Origin of the sequence: Acinetobacter calcoaceticus (genome assembly GCF_051947995.1) — a bacterium.
Classification (GTDB): Bacteria; Pseudomonadota; Gammaproteobacteria; order Pseudomonadales; family Moraxellaceae; genus Acinetobacter.
In genome coordinates this window covers 71673-88078 of record NZ_JBLVVH010000004.1, presented here as the reverse complement: position 1 = coordinate 88078, position 16406 = coordinate 71673, and the positions used below count along the sequence as shown (strand labels likewise).

Genomic DNA, 16406 nt, shown 5'->3' with positions numbered 1-16406 from the left:
TTTATCACAATCTTGTTACATAAGACACGCCGAAATTGTGATTTTATTGAAAAATAAATCTTCTAGAGGAGACTCGCCCATGCAAGCGCAAGACATTCTGAATTTTTGGTTTGACCCTGACCACCGTTCCCTTTGGTTTGCCAAAAGCGATGATTTTGATGCAAAAATTCGCGAGTCGTTTCAAGAGATTCATCAACAGGCCGCACAGGCAGAACTATGGTCATGGCGCAAAACACCTGAAGGCCGTCTGGCCGAAATTATCGTGCTTGACCAGTTCTCCCGTAACTTATACCGCGATCAGGCACAGGCCTTTGCTTACGACAGTCTTGCCTTGGCACTGGCACAAGAAGCGATTAGTTTACAACTCGATGCGCAACTCAGTCCGGAGCAACGTTCATTCTTATATATGCCTTTTATGCATAGCGAATCCAAACGCATCCATGAATTTGCCCTTAAATTATTTCAACGCCTCGGCAATGAAATTAACCTAAACTTTGAGAAAAAGCATAAAGTGATTATTGATCGTTTTGGTCGTTATCCACATCGCAATAAAATTTTAGGGCGAGACTCTACCCCAGAGGAAACAGAGTTTTTAACTCAGCCCAATAGTAGCTTCTAGGTCGGTCTCCCTCGACCACTGATATCAGGAATTGCATATGAAATCATTATTAATGTGCACACCGCTTTTGCTCGCATTGACATTTGCAGGCTGTGCAACCGTCCCTGCCAAGCCCCGAACCTTTGACCAGTTGGGCCAGTTCACCGCTTATCCGTTAAATAACAAAACTTACCGTGTCGGTTTTCAGGCGGATAATAATTTGAGTTATGGTACAGCAGAGGAAATTACCCTGCTTAAGGCAGCGCAAACCACGGTTAAAAATGGTTTCCGCTACTTTACTGTAGTGGATGACCCGAGTAATGCGCGGCATAAAGCCCCGCGTCAGGCCGTGATTTATCCAACACCGTCTTATTATCCTTATGGCTATTACCGTCGTCATCCCGCCTTTTGGCCGGATCCCTTCTACGATACCCCACAAGTGGTCAATATTGATCCAATCCAAGTGTCGTATACTATCGAGTGTTTCAAGACTCAGCAGCAAGCACCAGATGCCTTTGATGCACAACTGATTTTGCAATCTTTGGGGCCAAAATACGGTTTGAGTCCAACAGGAGACGTGTTGCAGCCGCCTGCACCACCTCAAAATAAAAAGTAATTAAAAGGATTGCTCAATGAGTTCAGTCGAAGAAATCCACGTACCTAGCCTGCAAAGAAGTAAATACTTCGCCACCATGGCCCTGATTATTGCCGTGGTGTCATGGATTGCTTTAATGGTCGCGGCGCATTTTCTCCCTGAATATAAATGGCTCATCCATATTTTCATGCTCGGTGCAGAAGCAGGCGTGGTGGGTGGCTTAGCCGACTGGTATGCGGTCACGGTACTGTTCCGCAACCCCTTTGGCAGAATGCCTCTACCCAAGTTATTACGTGACCACACTGAAATTATTCCGCGGAATAAGGCTCGTATCGCCGAGTCGATGGGACGTTTTGTGCAGGAAAACTTCCTGTCACCACAGATTGTCGAACGCAGTTTACAAAATGCCGATATCAGTCTGGCGGTAGGACAATGGTTGGCCAGTCCAAAGAATAACCAGCAGGTGGTGCAAATGATTCAGCACACCGTGCCAAGAATCTTTGAATTTGTCAGTCAGGATCAAATTGCGCATTTTGTCCAGAATAACAGTGTGCAATGGGTCAGAAGCACCAAGGTCAATAAGCTGGCCAGTGAAATGCTACGGGCAGTACTGGAAAATGATTTCCATCAGGATGTATTACAACGCGGACTCGATCTGGCGCATGAATGGATGGTGTCTCATCCAGAGGAAGCACGCGATTTATCACGTAAATTATTCCAAGAATTAGGAGTTTGGAAACTGGCCAAAGGCGCCAGCTGGATCGGGATTGACGTCCAGCAACGTACCATTGACTCGCTGATTGAAAAAGTTGAGTCGATGCTGGCCAATCCTGATCATCCATGGCGTCAGGATATTGAAACCACCACGCATAATCTGATGCTGGAGCTGGCAGAACCCGACAGTGAAGCCAGCCAGCGTTTAAATCGTGGCAAAGATGCCTTGCTGGATAGTCCACAGGTACTCAACTTTATCAGTGGTGCGGTTGCCATTCTATGTGATGCGATCAAGACCGATTTAATGCAGGAAGATTCAGGCATTGCCACCAACTTACAGGCGGCGATTCAGCAACTGGGTGAAAGCCTGATCCAGAATGAAAAAGTACGTCAGGTATTGAATGAAAAAATGGTGGGCTTGGCGACCAATTTCAGTGAGCAATATAGCGACAAGATCATTCGTTATATCAGTGAACGTATCCATGAATGGGATTCACGGGAAATGATTGCCAAAATCGAAAGTGAGGTTGGCGGTGACCTGCATATGATCCGCGTTAACGGCGTGATTGTCGGTGCCTTTATTGGTTTAGCACTCGGTGTAATTCGTGCTATTGTGGAAAATGTTTTGTAGATAAATCAAATCCTAAAATCCTCTAGCTAAATTTAAATTGAGATCAGCTATCGTGATGGCGGCATGGATGCCGCCCGTAGTGCTGCGGCCTCAAGGATGGGCCGTCAGCACTACAAAGGATTTTTGTTACTTTTCATCCTTGAAAAGTAAAACATGCCTATGCAAATTACATATAATTTCTCACAGCATATGAGGCTGTGCAGAGTCATCGTAAAAAAGAAATGAGATATTAAAAAGGACATCCGATGTTGCAACTTCAGTCAAAACTCCCAAGCCAAGGCGTCACCATTTTTAGCATCATGACTGAACTCGCACACCGGCTCAACGCTCTCAACCTGTCCCAAGGCTTCCCCGATTTTCCGGCCCCAGCTGCCTTGCTGGATGCGCTGAACCAAGCCACACTCTCAGGCTATAACCAATACCCCGCAGGGGATGGTGTATTGGCCCTGCGCGAACAGCTCGCCACACAATTTTTACAACGCGATCAATTGCAACTTGATCCGTCCACTGAAATCACCATCACTTCAGGCGCAACTATTGCCATCTTTTGTGCCATTCAAGCCTGCATCCATGCAGAAGATGAAGTGATTATTTTCGATCCAAGCTATGACAGCTACGCGCCTGCAGTTCAACTGGCAGGCGGAAAATCCATTCATATCAATCTGGAAGCACCGTCTTTTCAGGTGGACTGGCAAAAAGTCAAAGACAGTATCAATGCCAGAACCCGTATGATTATTGTCAATACACCGCATAACCCAACCGGTGCAATCTGGTCAGAACAAGACTGGCGACAGCTGATTGAACTGATTCAAGATAAAAATATCGTGGTGCTTTCAGACGAAGTCTATGAACATCTGGTCTTTGATGGACAAAAACACTTTAGCGCACTGCAATTTCCTGAATTACGCGAACGCAGTTTTGTGATTGGTTCTTTTGGTAAAACCTACCATGTCACTGGCTGGAAAACCGGTTATTGCGTGGCTTCGCCGCAGCTGATGCGACTGTTTCGCCAGATTTATCAGTTTGCCAATTTCTGTGGGAATATGCCGTGTCAATTGGCGCTGGCCGATTACATGCAACAGCATCCTGAGCATATTCAAGAGCTCCCTCATTTTTACCAGGCAAAACGCGATCTGTTTAATACCCAGCTTCAACACTCACGCTTTCAATTCATGCCCTCCCAAGGCACCTATTTCCAGAATCTGGATTACAGCAATATTCGTCCAGACTTAAATGATGTCGAGATGTGCCAGTTCCTTGCCGAGCAACACAAAATCGTGGCGATTCCGATTTCTGTGTTTTACCAACAGCCCCCTGAATCACTGCGCCTGATCCGCTTCTGCTTTGCCAAGACCGATCAGACCCTACAACGTGCCGGTGAAATCCTCATCCAGTGTTGATCAACAAAAAATAAACCGAACGATAAAGTTCCCAGCATCACTTATGATGCTATGTTGGAAAAAATAGATACGCTTCAGACTGAAGGGTAAAGGAAACTGAATGACTCCACGTCAACCGCTGGTGATGCAACCCAATCTCTGGAAAACCTTTTTTCTGTTTCTGGTGCCTTTGATTGCCACCAATATTTTACAAAACCTGTCTGGTACGATTAATACCATCTTTGTCGGTCAAATGATGGGCGTAGATGCCATTGCCGCTGTTTCCGTATTCTTCCCGATCCTGTTTTTTCTGCTGGCTTTCGTAATCGGCATTTCAGCGGGAACCACCGTACTGGTGGGACAGGCCTGGGGCGCACAAAATCTTGAAAAAGTCCGCTGTGTCATTGGCTCAACCTTGTTTATGACCTTGATCGGCGGGAGCATTATTGCAGTATTCGGTCTGGTATTTGCCAAGCATATTCTGGAATTATTGGGCACCGATCCCAAGGTGATGCATCTGTCCTTGCCTTATGTGCAATGGATGCTGGTCGGTAGTCCCTTACTGTTCGTTTATATTATTTATACCTCGATTCTGCGTGGTGTCGGCGATAGCGTCACCCCCCTGATTGCCTTAAGTCTGACCAGTCTGATCGGTCTGGCAGTTACTCCCGTTTTACTGAAAGGTTATTTTGGTTTCCCGGCATTGGGAATTGTCGCACCCGCAATTGCCACCATTCTGGGCTATGCCTTTGTACTGATTTTTTTAACGGTTTATCTGAACCATAAAAATCATCCCTTAAAGATTGATCGCCAATTACTGCAACATATTCGCCATGATGCCGAGCTGAGTAAATTAATTCTAAAACTCGGGATTCCAACAGGGATTCAAATGGTCACAACGTCACTGGCTGGGCTGGTGATTATTGGCCTGATTAACCATTATGGTGCACACGCTACCGCAGCTTATGGCGCAGTCAATCAGGTACTGAACTATATTCAGTTTCCAGCCCTTTCCATTTCCATTGCAGCTTCGATTTTTGCGGCTCAAGCGATTGGTGCAGGTCAACCGGATTTATTGGCCAAAGTGACCCGTACGGCTTTGGGCATGAATTTCCTGTTTACGGGGACCTTGATTATTCTGGCCTATTTATTCTCTAAATATTTAATGGCGCTGTTTATTACCGATCACAGCGTGATTGTACTGGGACAGCAACTGCTGTTTATTGTGTTGTGGTCAATTTTATTCTTTGGTGCCAGTGCGATTTTTGCTTCGATCATGCGTGCCAGCGGTACGGTCAACGTCCCCATGCTGATCAATATTTTTACCATTCTTCTGATCGAAGTGCCGTGTGCCTACTGGTTTAGTTCATTGTGGGGCTTAACCGGGATCTGGATTGCCTATGCACTTTCATTCGTCAGTCTATGTATTTTCCAGGCATCTTATTATCAATTCTTTTGGAAGAAATCAAAAATCAAAGTCCTGATTTAACCCAAAGAAAAAAGCCATTCACAGAGAATGGCTTTTTTTATGCTGACGACTTACATCATTTTGGTTGCAAGCGCAGCAATACGTTGATAGCCCGTCGGGAATAAGCGCTGGAATGAATCCACAATACGCGCATCAGTACCAATTAACAGACGGCGTTTGTCCTTCTGTACGGCTTTTAAAATCTGACGTGCTGCTTCTTCTGGCGGAGTACGCAGGAATTTATCAAATTGCTTGATGGATTTATTCGGGTCCATACCCAGACTCTTCAAACTATCATTCATTTTTGCTGCTTTGGCAATATTGGTGCGGATACCGCCCGGATGCACGCAGAGTGAGCTGACACCGCCCTTCTCAATATCCAGCTCCTGACGTAATGATTCAGTGAAACCGCGCACAGCAAATTTGGTAGCATTATAGGCAGACTGGGTCGGTTGTGAAGTTAAGCCAAAAATACTTGAAATATTGATGATATGACCATCTTTGGTTTGTTTGATAAATGGCAGGAACTCTTTGGTGCCATACACCACACCCCAGAAATTAATACCGACGATCCACTCTAAATCTTCATAACTGGCACCTTCCACCGTTGAGCCAAGTGCGACACCAGCGTTATTGAAGATCATATTGACCGAACCATGATCCTGTACCGTCTCTTGCGCCCACTGTTTCACCGCCTCACGGTTTGAAACGTCAAGTACTTTTGTAGTCACTGTTACAGGATATTGCTTCACCAATTCAACGGTTTGCGCCAGGCCTTTTTCATTGATATCACTCAACGATAAATGACAGCCTTGTTTCGCCAATAAGATTGCCAGTTGTTGTCCAATCCCTGAACCAGCACCAGTGATCGCTGCGACTTTATTTTTAAAATTTTTCATTGCCTATCCTTTATGTAAGGGCCTGTTTAACCTGTAACCAATATAATTTTGACAATATAGGTTGTCAATATAGTACAGTCAAGCTTTAAGACAAATGGCAATAACCGACAGCGAACATGTCATAATAGGCCTATTTACATTCTTGGTCGAAGATGCTTAAAAGAGACAAGGCATATTTTCAAAATTTAGTTATGCTAGATCAGTAGAATATGGCAGCAATGTAAAAAAGCGCGAAATAGACAATTTAGAGAGTTTTAGGGAACGGTTTTTCAATGGCAACTCAAGAGCAAGCGACAGACAAGAAAAAAAAGACAGCAGCGAAAGAGCGACAATTCAAGGGTCTCTCTTTAACTGAGCGCAAGCAGGCACGTCGTGACAAACTGATTGAAGCGGGTATTGCCACCTATGGTACCCATGGCTTCTTCTCGGTCACAGTCAAGGATGTCTGTAATGAGGCCAAGCTGACTGAACGTTACTTTTATGAATCTTTCAAGAAAAGTGAAGATCTGTTCCAGACCGTGTTTCTGAAAATGATCGAAAAAATGCAGACTTGTCTGACCCAGGCGGTTCTGATGGCAGCCCCTGAACCTAAAAATATGGTCAATGCGGGCCTATCCGCATTATTAAATGCGATTAAGGATGATCCGCGTATGGCACGGATTATTTATATCGATGCCATGCTGGTGCAGGACCTGCACAATCAGGCCACCATTCAGGAAACCCTGACCCAGTTCGACCGTATTATTCAGGGCTTCGTCATGATTACCATGCCCAATGCCCCGCAAAGTACCGAAGAAGTGTCCTTAATGGCAACTGGCTTAAATGGTTATGTGACCCACATTATTATTCGTTGGGTCTCGGAAGGCTTTAAACAGCCCCTGCAAGATGTTCTTTCAGCCTGTTGTGCTGTCTTTTTGTCCTTTATCGAAACAACCTCACAAAAAAATTAAAATCGTTTTACAGTTTTGTGACATGAAAAAGCAGTTTCATGACAAATTGATTAACTCAATGAATTTATTTGCTTTATGATTAATCAATTTGTCATCATATGGTCATTGCGCTGCCCCACAATTGTCACAATTTATTGCTAAATTCGACTTTATTCCCTCTTTTGCAATGATATTGTCATAATTAATCTTTGTAATAAGCCTGTCATAACAACAAAACGGTTCACCGTTACAGATTTTAAGGGTATTGCGCTGTGAAAGATGACTATATTTTAATTGTCGATGATGAGTTACCGATCCGCGAAATGATCCATACCTCTTTGGATATGGCAGGCTTCCAATGTTTACAAGCTGAGGATGCCAAACAGGCGCATCAGATTATCGTTGACCAGCGTCCTGCACTTATCTTGCTGGACTGGATGTTACCGGGTGGCGTGAGTGGTGTAGACTTATGCCGTCGCCTGAAGCGCGACGAGAACCTGTCTGAAATTCCTGTGATCATGCTCACTGCACGTGGCGAAGAAGACCATAAAGTTCAAGGTCTGGATGCCGGTGCAGATGACTACATGACCAAACCTTTCTCGACACGTGAACTGGTTTCCCGTATCAAGGCGGTATTACGTCGTGCCAATGCACTGAGCGGTGAAAAAGTGATTGATGCCAATGGCTTGTTACTTGATCCTGTCAGTCAGCGTGTCAGCTTTGGCAACAGTATTTTAGATATGGGACCAACCGAATATCGTTTACTGGCCTTCTTTATGACGCATCCTGAACGTGCTTATACGCGCGCCCAGTTACTGGATCAGGTTTGGGGTGGCAATGTCTATATCGAAGACCGTACCATTGACGTGCACATTCGTCGTTTACGTAAAGTGTTAGAACCTTTTGGTGTCGATCGCTTTGTTCAAACGGTTCGTGGCACAGGTTATCGCTTCTCGACACGAGCTGATTTAGCAGTAGGTTAAAAATCTTTTATGTATGAACCTTATCCCGTCCCTGAACTGGCACGTGAACACCAGCGTTTTCGCTACAGCAGTTTATGGACGTTTGCAAAACAAGATTTAAGGCTGTTACTTTTTTTCTTATTGATTGCAAGCTTAATTGGATTTGGGGTTGGCTACTTTTGGAGCTGTATTTTTATTGCTTTTGTGGTGTTTTTTGCCCTACAGCTCCGCTCGCTTTATCTGGTCAATGAATGGATTTCAAACCGTCCCTATGATGTCCCGCCCAATTTAAACGGGATCTGGGGGGCGTTACTGTTCAATGTTTATCGTGCACAACGTCAGGAACGTATCGTTCAGGCGGAAATGGTCGGTTTGATTGATCGTGCCCAGTCTTCTCTGGTCGCTCTGGCAGAAGCCGTGGTGCTGATTGATGACCAACATCAAATTGAATGGTGGAATCCTGCAGCAGAAAAGCTGTTAGGGATTAGCCCGCTCGATCGCGGACGTAACTTATTGTCGATTTTACGCCAACCCAGTTTCATTGAATATTTTAACAATCCCGACCAGTCCCCTGATGGCATTCGTCTACAGGCACAGATGGACGAAGAGCGTTATGTTCATGTCAAACTCACCCGTTTTGGTGGAGAAAGTCGTCTGTTAGTGGCACACGACACCACACGTGTCCATAATCTGGAACAAATGCGTAAAGACTTTGTCGATAATATTTCACATGAATTACGTACGCCACTGACTGTACTCAGTGGTTATATTGAAACCTTTACCGATCAAGACGATATTACCCCACGCTGGAAACGTGCTTTCACGCAAATGCAATCGCAGACCAAACGGATGAATGCCTTGGTCAATGACTTATTACTGTTATCCAATCTGGAAAATAATAAGAAAGTCGCGAAAAATCAGATTATTGATATGGCCAATCTGATGAACCAGATCTTTGATGATGCACGTGCCTACAATCTTGATTATGGTCATACTTTAAATCTGGATATTGATAGCCATTGTGACCTAATTGGCTCGGACATTGAAATTGCCAGTGCCTTCAGCAACTTGATTACCAACGCAATTAAATATACACCGCCTGGTGGCATCATCACCATTGGCTGGCATGAAGCGGGTGACCATGCCTCCTTTACCGTACAGGACAATGGCATCGGCATTGATCCAAAACATTTACCACGCCTGACTGAACGCTTCTATCGCGTCGATAGCGCACGCAGCCGGCAAACAGGGGGTACTGGTTTGGGGCTGGCTATTGTCAAACACGTCCTCATGCAGCATGGGGCACATCTAGAAATCACCTCAAAAGAAAATGAAGGCTCAACCTTTACCGCCATCTTCCCGAAAGAACGTCTGTATCGCATGCTGTAAGAGTTTGACTTCAATCAAAAAGCCGATCCTTCTGGATCGGCTTTTTAAATTCTGGATCATTCCAATTAGTGACTTGTTTTCGCATTAAGCTCCGTCGACTCGACCAAATGGCTGGGCAAGCCAAAGATATGATCAAAAAAGTAATTATAAACAAAGGTATAACATGGAATCAGCACCATCAGGCTGAAGTCCAGCAAGAATGCTTTGACTAAACTGATTTGCATCCACCATGCAATCAAGGGAATCAAAATCATGACCAGCACTATCTGGAAGCCAATCGCATGCGCAATACGTCTTAACACAGTGCGCTTTTTCGAGGTTTGGGTTTTTTCCCACATCTCAAACACGTAGTTATAAAAAAAGTTCACGGTTACGGCGATGACTGCAATCAAGATCGATAAAGGCCCGGTATGACTAATGGTGGTACCTGACAGCACTGCCAGCACCATTGCACAGATAAAAAAGCTAAAAACTTCATAGAAAAACACATACGTGACTCTTCTCTTGGTTCCTTGCATGACCACACCTTAAAATCAATAATGAGTGGATTTTACGCTTTAATTTTGATAAAAAAAGTCAATCGTTATCAGTACAGCTGACAAGAGAATTAAAATGAAATTAACCAGTGAACAGCTTGAGCTGATTCTTGAAATTATTGATCGTGGTAATTTTTCAGCGGCTGCCCGGGCACTGAATCGGGTACCTTCTGCCGTCAGTATGGCGATTGCCAATTTAGAAGCGGAAATCAATTTAAAATTATTTGAACGCAGTAAAAATCATCTTGCGCCCACTGACATTGCCTTATCCATCGAGCCCCATGCCCGATTGATTGTGACTAAACTGCGCCAGCTGGAAATGCATTTAACTGAACTTTCAACAGGACTGGAAACCCGTATTGCGATTGGTGTGGCTGCAGACGTCAACCAGAAACTTTTATTGCCTGCTATTGCCCATCTGCTGCAGCGCTATCCGCTACTGGACATTGAAATGGTCAGTGCCCCACAACAAGAATTAAAAGCGCGCTTACATCACAATGAAATTGATCTGTATATCGCCTATAGCTCATCCGAGCTCGACCGGAATGAGCGCTTTCGACTCTTGGGGATTGAAAAATTTGTTGCAGCAATTTCTCCTCAAGGTGCACAACAGCTCAAGGAGAATCATAAAAATGAATTGACCATGCTCTCTGAACTCAGACAGATTATTATTGCCAGCAAACACTACCCTCTCCCGGATAGTCGGGTCTTGGTCTCTGATTCTTACTGGTATAGCGATAGTTTATTGATGGCAATTAATATGGTGGAACAGGGCTTTGGCTGGGGAAATTTTCCACTTTCGATCGTGCAAGAACATTTTACTCAAGGCAGTCTGGTTCGACTGGAATTTCATGACACCACCAATCGACTGGATATGCCGATACATGCCATCTGGCCGAGCCACAAACCTTTAAGCCAGACCATCCAGATGCTGATTGAACTCTGGACCAAACAAATCAATATGGAATAAAAAAAAGCCCGACATCCTGTCGGGCTTTTTTCGTATTTCGTTACTAGGTGCAACTCCTGTCGTACCTCACGTCCTGATGCCTGAACTTATCATTTTTGTTTTATGTTCTGGAACTTCCTGTTCCTGATGAGTTCATATTAGGCAATTGAGCTTGGGTTGAAAATGGGACATTTCCTCTAATCACTGTAAGCAAAAACGTACATCGCCATGCGCTCATCTCATTTATAAAATTGGTCATGACATCAAACATGATGCGAAGATTTATCTAATCTCCTGATAAATCAGTTTGCTGTGAGATCGGCTGTACGCCCATATAATGGTCATAGCTCTGCACCAGTAAACAAATCAGTACTGTAGCAATCAAGGTCACAATCTTGTTTTTCATCGTCATTTTCAGCCACCTGAATCAAGAACCTATAAAAAAGATATAAGATTTCTTTCATCTCATCTAATATAGAAAAAGCAGGCACTGATCTAATTTTGAGATATGTGGACATTCAAACAATTCAATTATCTAATCACGATTGTCGAAACGGGTGGCTTTATTGCTGCTTCGGAGAAGCTGTTTATCGCCCAATCAGCACTGAGCAGGCAAATTAAAAATTTAGAAGAAGAATTAGGCTTTGAGATTTTCGACCGCTCTGAAAAGAAGATAAAACTTACGGTTGCAGGCGAAGCACTGTATAAAAGTTTAAAAACCAATCTTGATCATTTAAAAAGTTCCATTGTCAGTGCCCAAAGTATCAGTCGGGGTGAAGGCCGAATTATTAAAATTGCCCATTCCAGCAGTATCGTACTGGATCAGAATAAACTGGAAATCTTTGAGCAGCTGTGTGACACCCATAATATTGATATTGAAATGAATACCTTATCCTCTGAGTTACAGCTCGAATATTTATTAGATGGCAGTATTGATCTGGGTTTTATTCGACCGCCGATTTATCACAATTTAAACGACGTCAATTCGATCAGCCTATATACCGCCCCATTATATGTGGCTGCCCATATTGCCGACCCAGTTTTAAGTGAAAAAGAACGTATTTCGATACGCGAATTAGCGTCATTAAATTTTGTTTCTGTACCGCATAAAGCGCGTGGTGGTCTCAGCTATCTGGCCGCCAACTTATGTCTGGTCAATGGTTTTTCTCCGAAAAGAACCCGAATTTATTCAAGGAAAAGGTCTCAACTGGAACTGGTTGCCAATGGTTTTGGTATTTGTATTGTGCCTGAAGAATTTAAAGTGATTCTGCCCAGCAATGTCAGGCTGATTCCTATTCAGGACGAGAACACACTCAGTGAAGTAAAACTGATCTGGAAAAAGGATGAAGACCTGCTGATTGACCGCTGTGCCGCCTCAATTCATGCTTATTACAGCATCAAGCAAATGTATTAAACCGCTATCTGAGTTTCAAAAATGAAAAAAGCCCGACATCCTGTCGGGCTTTTTCGTATTCCTTTCACTAGATACAACTCCTGTCATATCTCACATCCTGATGCCTGAACTTATCATTTTTGTTTTATGTTCTGGAACTTCCTGTTCCTGATGAGTTTATATTAGGCAATTCAGCTTGGGTTGAAAATGGGACATTGACCTGAATCGATGTAAGTAAAAGCGTACAAGGTTTTTTAGTTTATAAATTAAATGAAAATTTCACCTTCTAGATATAAACGACATTCTCCTGCAATCTCAATTCGATCATTTTCAAGTAACTTGCAATACAGCACACCACCTCGCTTTGAAGCTTGGTAAGCAACAATATTTTCTTTTTTAAGTAAAGGTTGCCAAAGTGGTATTAATGAGGTGTGCAACGAACCTGTTACAGGATCCTCATCTATTCCCATAGAGGGCGTAAAGTAACGGGAAATAATATCAAATTCAGCAAACTCTTCATATATATCATTATTTAAACTTGTGATTGCGACACGTCGCCCTCCCAATTTTTTAATCAGCTCAAAATTCGGTTGTTCATTTAAAACGGATGTTGTACTTGGATAGATCACAATATAAGCCTGTGGATTGATATACACTTCAGTAATTTCTTGAGACAGACTGTCTTTTAATACTTGTGGAATGGTCTCCAAACGATGCGGTACTTGTATGGGAAAGTTCATTTTAATTCTCCCCTGTTCTGCTCTGGAAATGAAAAATTGCCCCAAGCCCGTTACATGAAAAGTTATTGATTGAATATCAGATTGATTTCTTAAAATAATAAAACTGGTTGCTAAAGTGCCATAACCACAAAATTGGACTTCCTTGACCGGTGAAAACCATCTAATTTCATAGTTCTGATCATCTATTTTTCTAGCAAAGCTCGTCTCTGATAGATTGTTTTCTAATGCTATCTTCTGCATTAAATGCTGATCTAACCATTGTTCTAACAAGATAACTGCAGCAGGATTACCTTTAAATAATTGATTGCTGAATGCATCTACTTGGTAAATTTTCATTATTTCCAACAGCGATAATTTTTAAACAAGATACTTAACCTATAAACTTAATAATGTATATTTTTTGATAAATGAAATGCTTTAGCTTCTATTTTTTTTCAATCTCTTAAAAAATCAAAATCTGCTTTTGATAAAAACAGACTAATCTTATTTACTCATCGCTGTATCATTTCATTTAAATAATTGATTTTAAAAGTCCAAAACAATGCCTATCTCTATACTTATAAGTATGTTTATTTTCTCATTCACAATGTCCCTCTCACCAGGACCAATCAATATTACAATCCTTTCCACCAGCTTAATTCACGGTTTTAAGAAAACGCTTCCCTTTATCTCGGGAGCAACGCTTGGCTTTACCTTGTTATTAATATTTTTAGGCTTTGGATTTAATCAAACGATTAGCCATTATCCTATCTTTTTCAAAATACTGGAATGTATAGGCGCTTTATTTATTTTTTATATGGGGCAAAAAATTATATTTTCTAAACCAGAGATTGAAATTTTAAAAAATATATCTATTGCCGGTTTTACAGATGGATTTCTCTTACAGTGGCTCAACCCTAAAGCTTGGATTGCATGCCTGTCGGGTGTATCTTTATTCTCCTCAACAATCAGTTATTTCCCTCTTATTCTATTTATATTGATTTATTTCTTTACTTGCTATCTCTGTTTAATTCTTTGGGGAGTCTGTGGACATAAACTCGCAAAAATATTAACTAATCCACGCCAGCTCAAAATTATGAATAGCTTAATGGGTGGCTCTTTAATCCTTCTACCGATCTATATGCTCATCCAACTGTTTTAGAATTAAATGATTGATATAACCATTCAATCAAGGCATGGACAATACCATTGATTGGTATATTCGCAGGCCAAACAGCATAGACACTCAAGGGATCAAGTACCCAATCTGGTAGAACTCTCACAATATTTTGCTGTTCAAGATCAGCCTGGATTAACTCGTCGGGAGGAGCTGCCAGTCCTGCATTTAATTTTGCCAGTCGATATGCAGCTTCAACATTATTGACATAAATATGAGGCTCATATGAAATTTCTATTTCTTCTCCTGTGTGTTGATGCCGCAATATTCTCTTATTTTTTCTCATACTCAACCCGATCCACTTGGTATTGATCAGATCTTTAGGATGGTTAATGTGGGGCTGCTGTTTTAAAAAGTCAGGGGTTGCCACGATACTTCGTGCTAAAGGAAATAGATAGCGGGCTTTGAATGAACTATCAGGCAGCTCGCCAATTCGAATCGCAATATCCACATTTTCAGCGATCAAATCTGTTCGGCTATCATCACAGGTAATGTGTACAGTTAAGTCCTTATACCTTTCAAAAAATGTCGTGATACATTGCATAAACTCGCTATGGATAAAAACTGCCGGGATGGAGATATGCAATTGTGTCTTTCTAAGAATAGAACGTTGCTTAAAGTCTGAAATACCTGATTCATAAGTTGCCAACATGACTTTAGCTGTATCTAAAAGTTTTTGTCCGTCATACGTTAAGGTGATTTTCCGCGTATTCCGATAAAATAAGGCACACTCCAAATTTTTTTCCAATTTGGCTAAATGCATACTCACAGTTGCAGTGGATAACCCTAATGCCTTAGCACCTTTAGAAATTGAACCTAATTCAGCAATTTTTGCGAAAATAATTAAATAGCGTATGTCTTCAATCATATTTTAATAGAAAGGATTATTCTTCAAGATTAAAATATACCTATAGCTTCTGACGATTTCAAAGTAACCTTTTTCTTACTGTTAACATTCCCGCAATAAACGCGCAAACGATCAAAACAAGACCTAAGTTCTGAACAGCACCTGCAATAGCCAGCATTACACTCAATAATAAATAGTAGGTCAATCCCAATATCGCCCCTGCTGTACCTGCATTCTGCCGATAATCAGTTAATGCGCAACTAAGTACATTTGGAATAACAATACTATAAGCAATGACAATGCCCATCATCGGTGCCAGAAACCAGATGGAGTCCTGTAGAACAAAAACCAAGGAACTACATAATAGGGCGAAAAGACAGGTATATCGGATTAACAGTTCAATTTTCCAGCCCTTCATTAACATCCTGCGATTAAGAAAACTCCCCCAGAGTGAGAAAATGGCCAATAATGCGCCTGTCCATCCAAACGCTCGTGCGCCCCAGCCCAAATGTCCAAACAGAAATGGAGCAAGACTGTAATAGCCGAATATCATTGTATTAAATAAGGAAATTAAAAGAATACTTCTCCATATTCCTGAATCTCTTAACATAACCGAACCCAGTCTCAAGAGCGCTGGCTTGGCTATGGTAGGGGGGCGGGTTTCAGGTAGTGCAACCGCAGTCACGACAAATAAGCCGATAGCAAATATAAACAACCCAATAAAAACACCCATATATCCATACTGAAAGACAAGCCAGCCGCCACTCATTAAGCCAAAGACCGGACTAATTGCAACTGCCGCGCCCAATACGGAAAATACACGGGCCAGAGCATTTGACTCATAGCTATCGCGCAACATCGTTTGTACCACAACAGATCCTGCAGCAGCACCTAAGGCTGAAACCATTCGAGCAAGTAACAGGATATTAAAATCTGTGGTAAATGTTGCCAGCACTGCACCGCATGCATAACACATTAATCCCAAAAGCATTGCTGGACGACGGCCGACCCAATCGCTTAACCAGCCCCAGAGTGCGACCCCTAAAGCAAAAGCAAAAAAATAGACTGAAAGCGTTTGGGAACTTTGTTCATGACTGACATCAAATGAGCAAGCAATACTGGGTAAAGCAGGGCTATAAATCGTTTCCACCAGCTGCGGAAACATGATTAATAAAATTAATAACCATAATGGGGGCTGTTTCTTCATTTGCACAATTTATG

At 42.4% G+C, this 16406-nt stretch carries 17 protein-coding genes; 11 read left to right on the top strand and 6 right to left on the bottom strand.

The features are described 5' to 3' along the window. Positions 1 to 79: 79 nt before the first annotated feature. The 5 genes from ACNQO6_RS09105 (at position 80) to ACNQO6_RS09085 (ending at position 5406) form a co-directional block, all read left to right on the top strand. Positions 80 to 619, top strand: a complete 540-nt coding sequence (locus ACNQO6_RS09105) for a DUF924 family protein (protein WP_343579335.1) — start codon at positions 80 to 82, stop codon at positions 617 to 619. A 37-nt stretch (positions 620 to 656) separates the two neighbouring features. Next, the gene (locus tag ACNQO6_RS09100; protein WP_005227997.1) at positions 657 to 1214 is read left to right on the top strand and encodes a CC0125/CC1285 family lipoprotein; all 558 of its coding nucleotides are present in this window, start codon (positions 657 to 659) and stop codon (positions 1212 to 1214) included. Positions 1215 to 1230: 16 nt separating this feature from the next. Continuing rightward, positions 1231 to 2538, top strand: a complete 1308-nt coding sequence (locus ACNQO6_RS09095; protein ID WP_440208770.1) for a DUF445 domain-containing protein — start codon at positions 1231 to 1233, stop codon at positions 2536 to 2538. A gap of 245 nt (positions 2539 to 2783) precedes the next feature. Next, complete coding sequence (locus ACNQO6_RS09090) at positions 2784 to 3938, top strand: pyridoxal phosphate-dependent aminotransferase (protein ID WP_440208769.1); 1155 nt, start codon at positions 2784 to 2786, stop codon at positions 3936 to 3938. 100 nt (positions 3939 to 4038) lie between these two features. Beyond that, complete coding sequence (locus ACNQO6_RS09085) at positions 4039 to 5406, top strand: MATE family efflux transporter (RefSeq protein WP_440208768.1); 1368 nt, start codon at positions 4039 to 4041, stop codon at positions 5404 to 5406. Positions 5407 to 5456: 50 nt separating this feature from the next. Here the strand turns inward: ACNQO6_RS09085 and ACNQO6_RS09080 are convergent, their stop codons facing one another. Beyond that, complete coding sequence (locus ACNQO6_RS09080) at positions 5457 to 6284, bottom strand: SDR family NAD(P)-dependent oxidoreductase (RefSeq protein ID WP_343579339.1); 828 nt, start codon at positions 6282 to 6284, stop codon at positions 5457 to 5459. Positions 6285 to 6556: 272 nt separating this feature from the next. On the opposite strand from ACNQO6_RS09080, the gene ACNQO6_RS09075 reads away from it, so the two are divergent. The 3 genes from ACNQO6_RS09075 (at position 6557) to phoR (ending at position 9564) form a co-directional block, all read left to right on the top strand. Continuing rightward, positions 6557 to 7234, top strand: coding sequence for a TetR/AcrR family transcriptional regulator (locus ACNQO6_RS09075; protein ID WP_343579340.1), 678 nt, complete (start codon positions 6557 to 6559; stop codon positions 7232 to 7234). Between the two features lie 251 nt (positions 7235 to 7485). Beyond that, entirely contained in the window at positions 7486 to 8196 is a 711-nt protein-coding gene (phoB, locus tag ACNQO6_RS09070; protein ID WP_004776327.1) for a phosphate regulon transcriptional regulator PhoB, read from the top strand. A gap of 9 nt (positions 8197 to 8205) precedes the next feature. Next, positions 8206 to 9564 (top strand): phosphate regulon sensor histidine kinase PhoR, encoded by a 1359-nt coding sequence (gene phoR / locus ACNQO6_RS09065; RefSeq protein WP_343579342.1) that lies wholly within the window; start codon positions 8206 to 8208, stop codon positions 9562 to 9564. Positions 9565 to 9629: 65 nt separating this feature from the next. Here phoR and ACNQO6_RS09060 read toward each other — a convergent pair whose 3' ends face one another. Continuing rightward, positions 9630 to 10082 (bottom strand): PACE efflux transporter, encoded by a 453-nt coding sequence (locus tag ACNQO6_RS09060; protein WP_440208767.1) that lies wholly within the window; start codon positions 10080 to 10082, stop codon positions 9630 to 9632. Positions 10083 to 10176: 94 nt separating this feature from the next. Between ACNQO6_RS09060 and ACNQO6_RS09055 the strand changes: the two genes are divergently transcribed. Then, a complete protein-coding gene (locus tag ACNQO6_RS09055) occupies positions 10177 to 11070 on the top strand; it encodes a LysR family transcriptional regulator (RefSeq protein WP_440208766.1) in 894 nt (297 codons plus the stop codon). A gap of 265 nt (positions 11071 to 11335) precedes the next feature. Here the strand turns inward: ACNQO6_RS09055 and ACNQO6_RS09050 are convergent, their stop codons facing one another. Continuing rightward, a complete protein-coding gene (locus ACNQO6_RS09050; RefSeq protein ID WP_325779753.1) occupies positions 11336 to 11461 on the bottom strand; it encodes a hypothetical protein in 126 nt (41 codons plus the stop codon). Positions 11462 to 11557: 96 nt separating this feature from the next. Here ACNQO6_RS09050 and ACNQO6_RS09045 point away from each other — a divergent pair, with 96 nt between their 5' ends. Then, positions 11558 to 12463 carry a LysR family transcriptional regulator gene (locus ACNQO6_RS09045; protein ID WP_440208765.1) on the top strand — a complete coding sequence of 302 codons (906 nt, stop codon included), beginning with the start codon at positions 11558 to 11560 and terminating at the stop codon, positions 12461 to 12463. Positions 12464 to 12708: 245 nt separating this feature from the next. Here ACNQO6_RS09045 and ACNQO6_RS09040 read toward each other — a convergent pair whose 3' ends face one another. Continuing rightward, a complete protein-coding gene (locus ACNQO6_RS09040) occupies positions 12709 to 13518 on the bottom strand; it encodes a PhzF family phenazine biosynthesis protein (protein WP_440208764.1) in 810 nt (269 codons plus the stop codon). A gap of 205 nt (positions 13519 to 13723) precedes the next feature. On the opposite strand from ACNQO6_RS09040, the gene ACNQO6_RS09035 reads away from it, so the two are divergent. Continuing rightward, complete coding sequence (locus tag ACNQO6_RS09035; protein ID WP_440208763.1) at positions 13724 to 14323, top strand: LysE family translocator; 600 nt, start codon at positions 13724 to 13726, stop codon at positions 14321 to 14323. Here the strand turns inward: ACNQO6_RS09035 and ACNQO6_RS09030 are convergent. Beyond that, complete coding sequence (locus ACNQO6_RS09030) at positions 14307 to 15206, bottom strand: LysR family transcriptional regulator (RefSeq protein WP_440208762.1); 900 nt, start codon at positions 15204 to 15206, stop codon at positions 14307 to 14309. The genes ACNQO6_RS09035 and ACNQO6_RS09030 overlap by 17 nt on opposite strands. A gap of 58 nt (positions 15207 to 15264) precedes the next feature. Further along, entirely contained in the window at positions 15265 to 16392 is a 1128-nt protein-coding gene (locus tag ACNQO6_RS09025) for a multidrug effflux MFS transporter (protein ID WP_440208761.1), read from the bottom strand. Positions 16393 to 16406 lie beyond the last annotated feature (14 nt).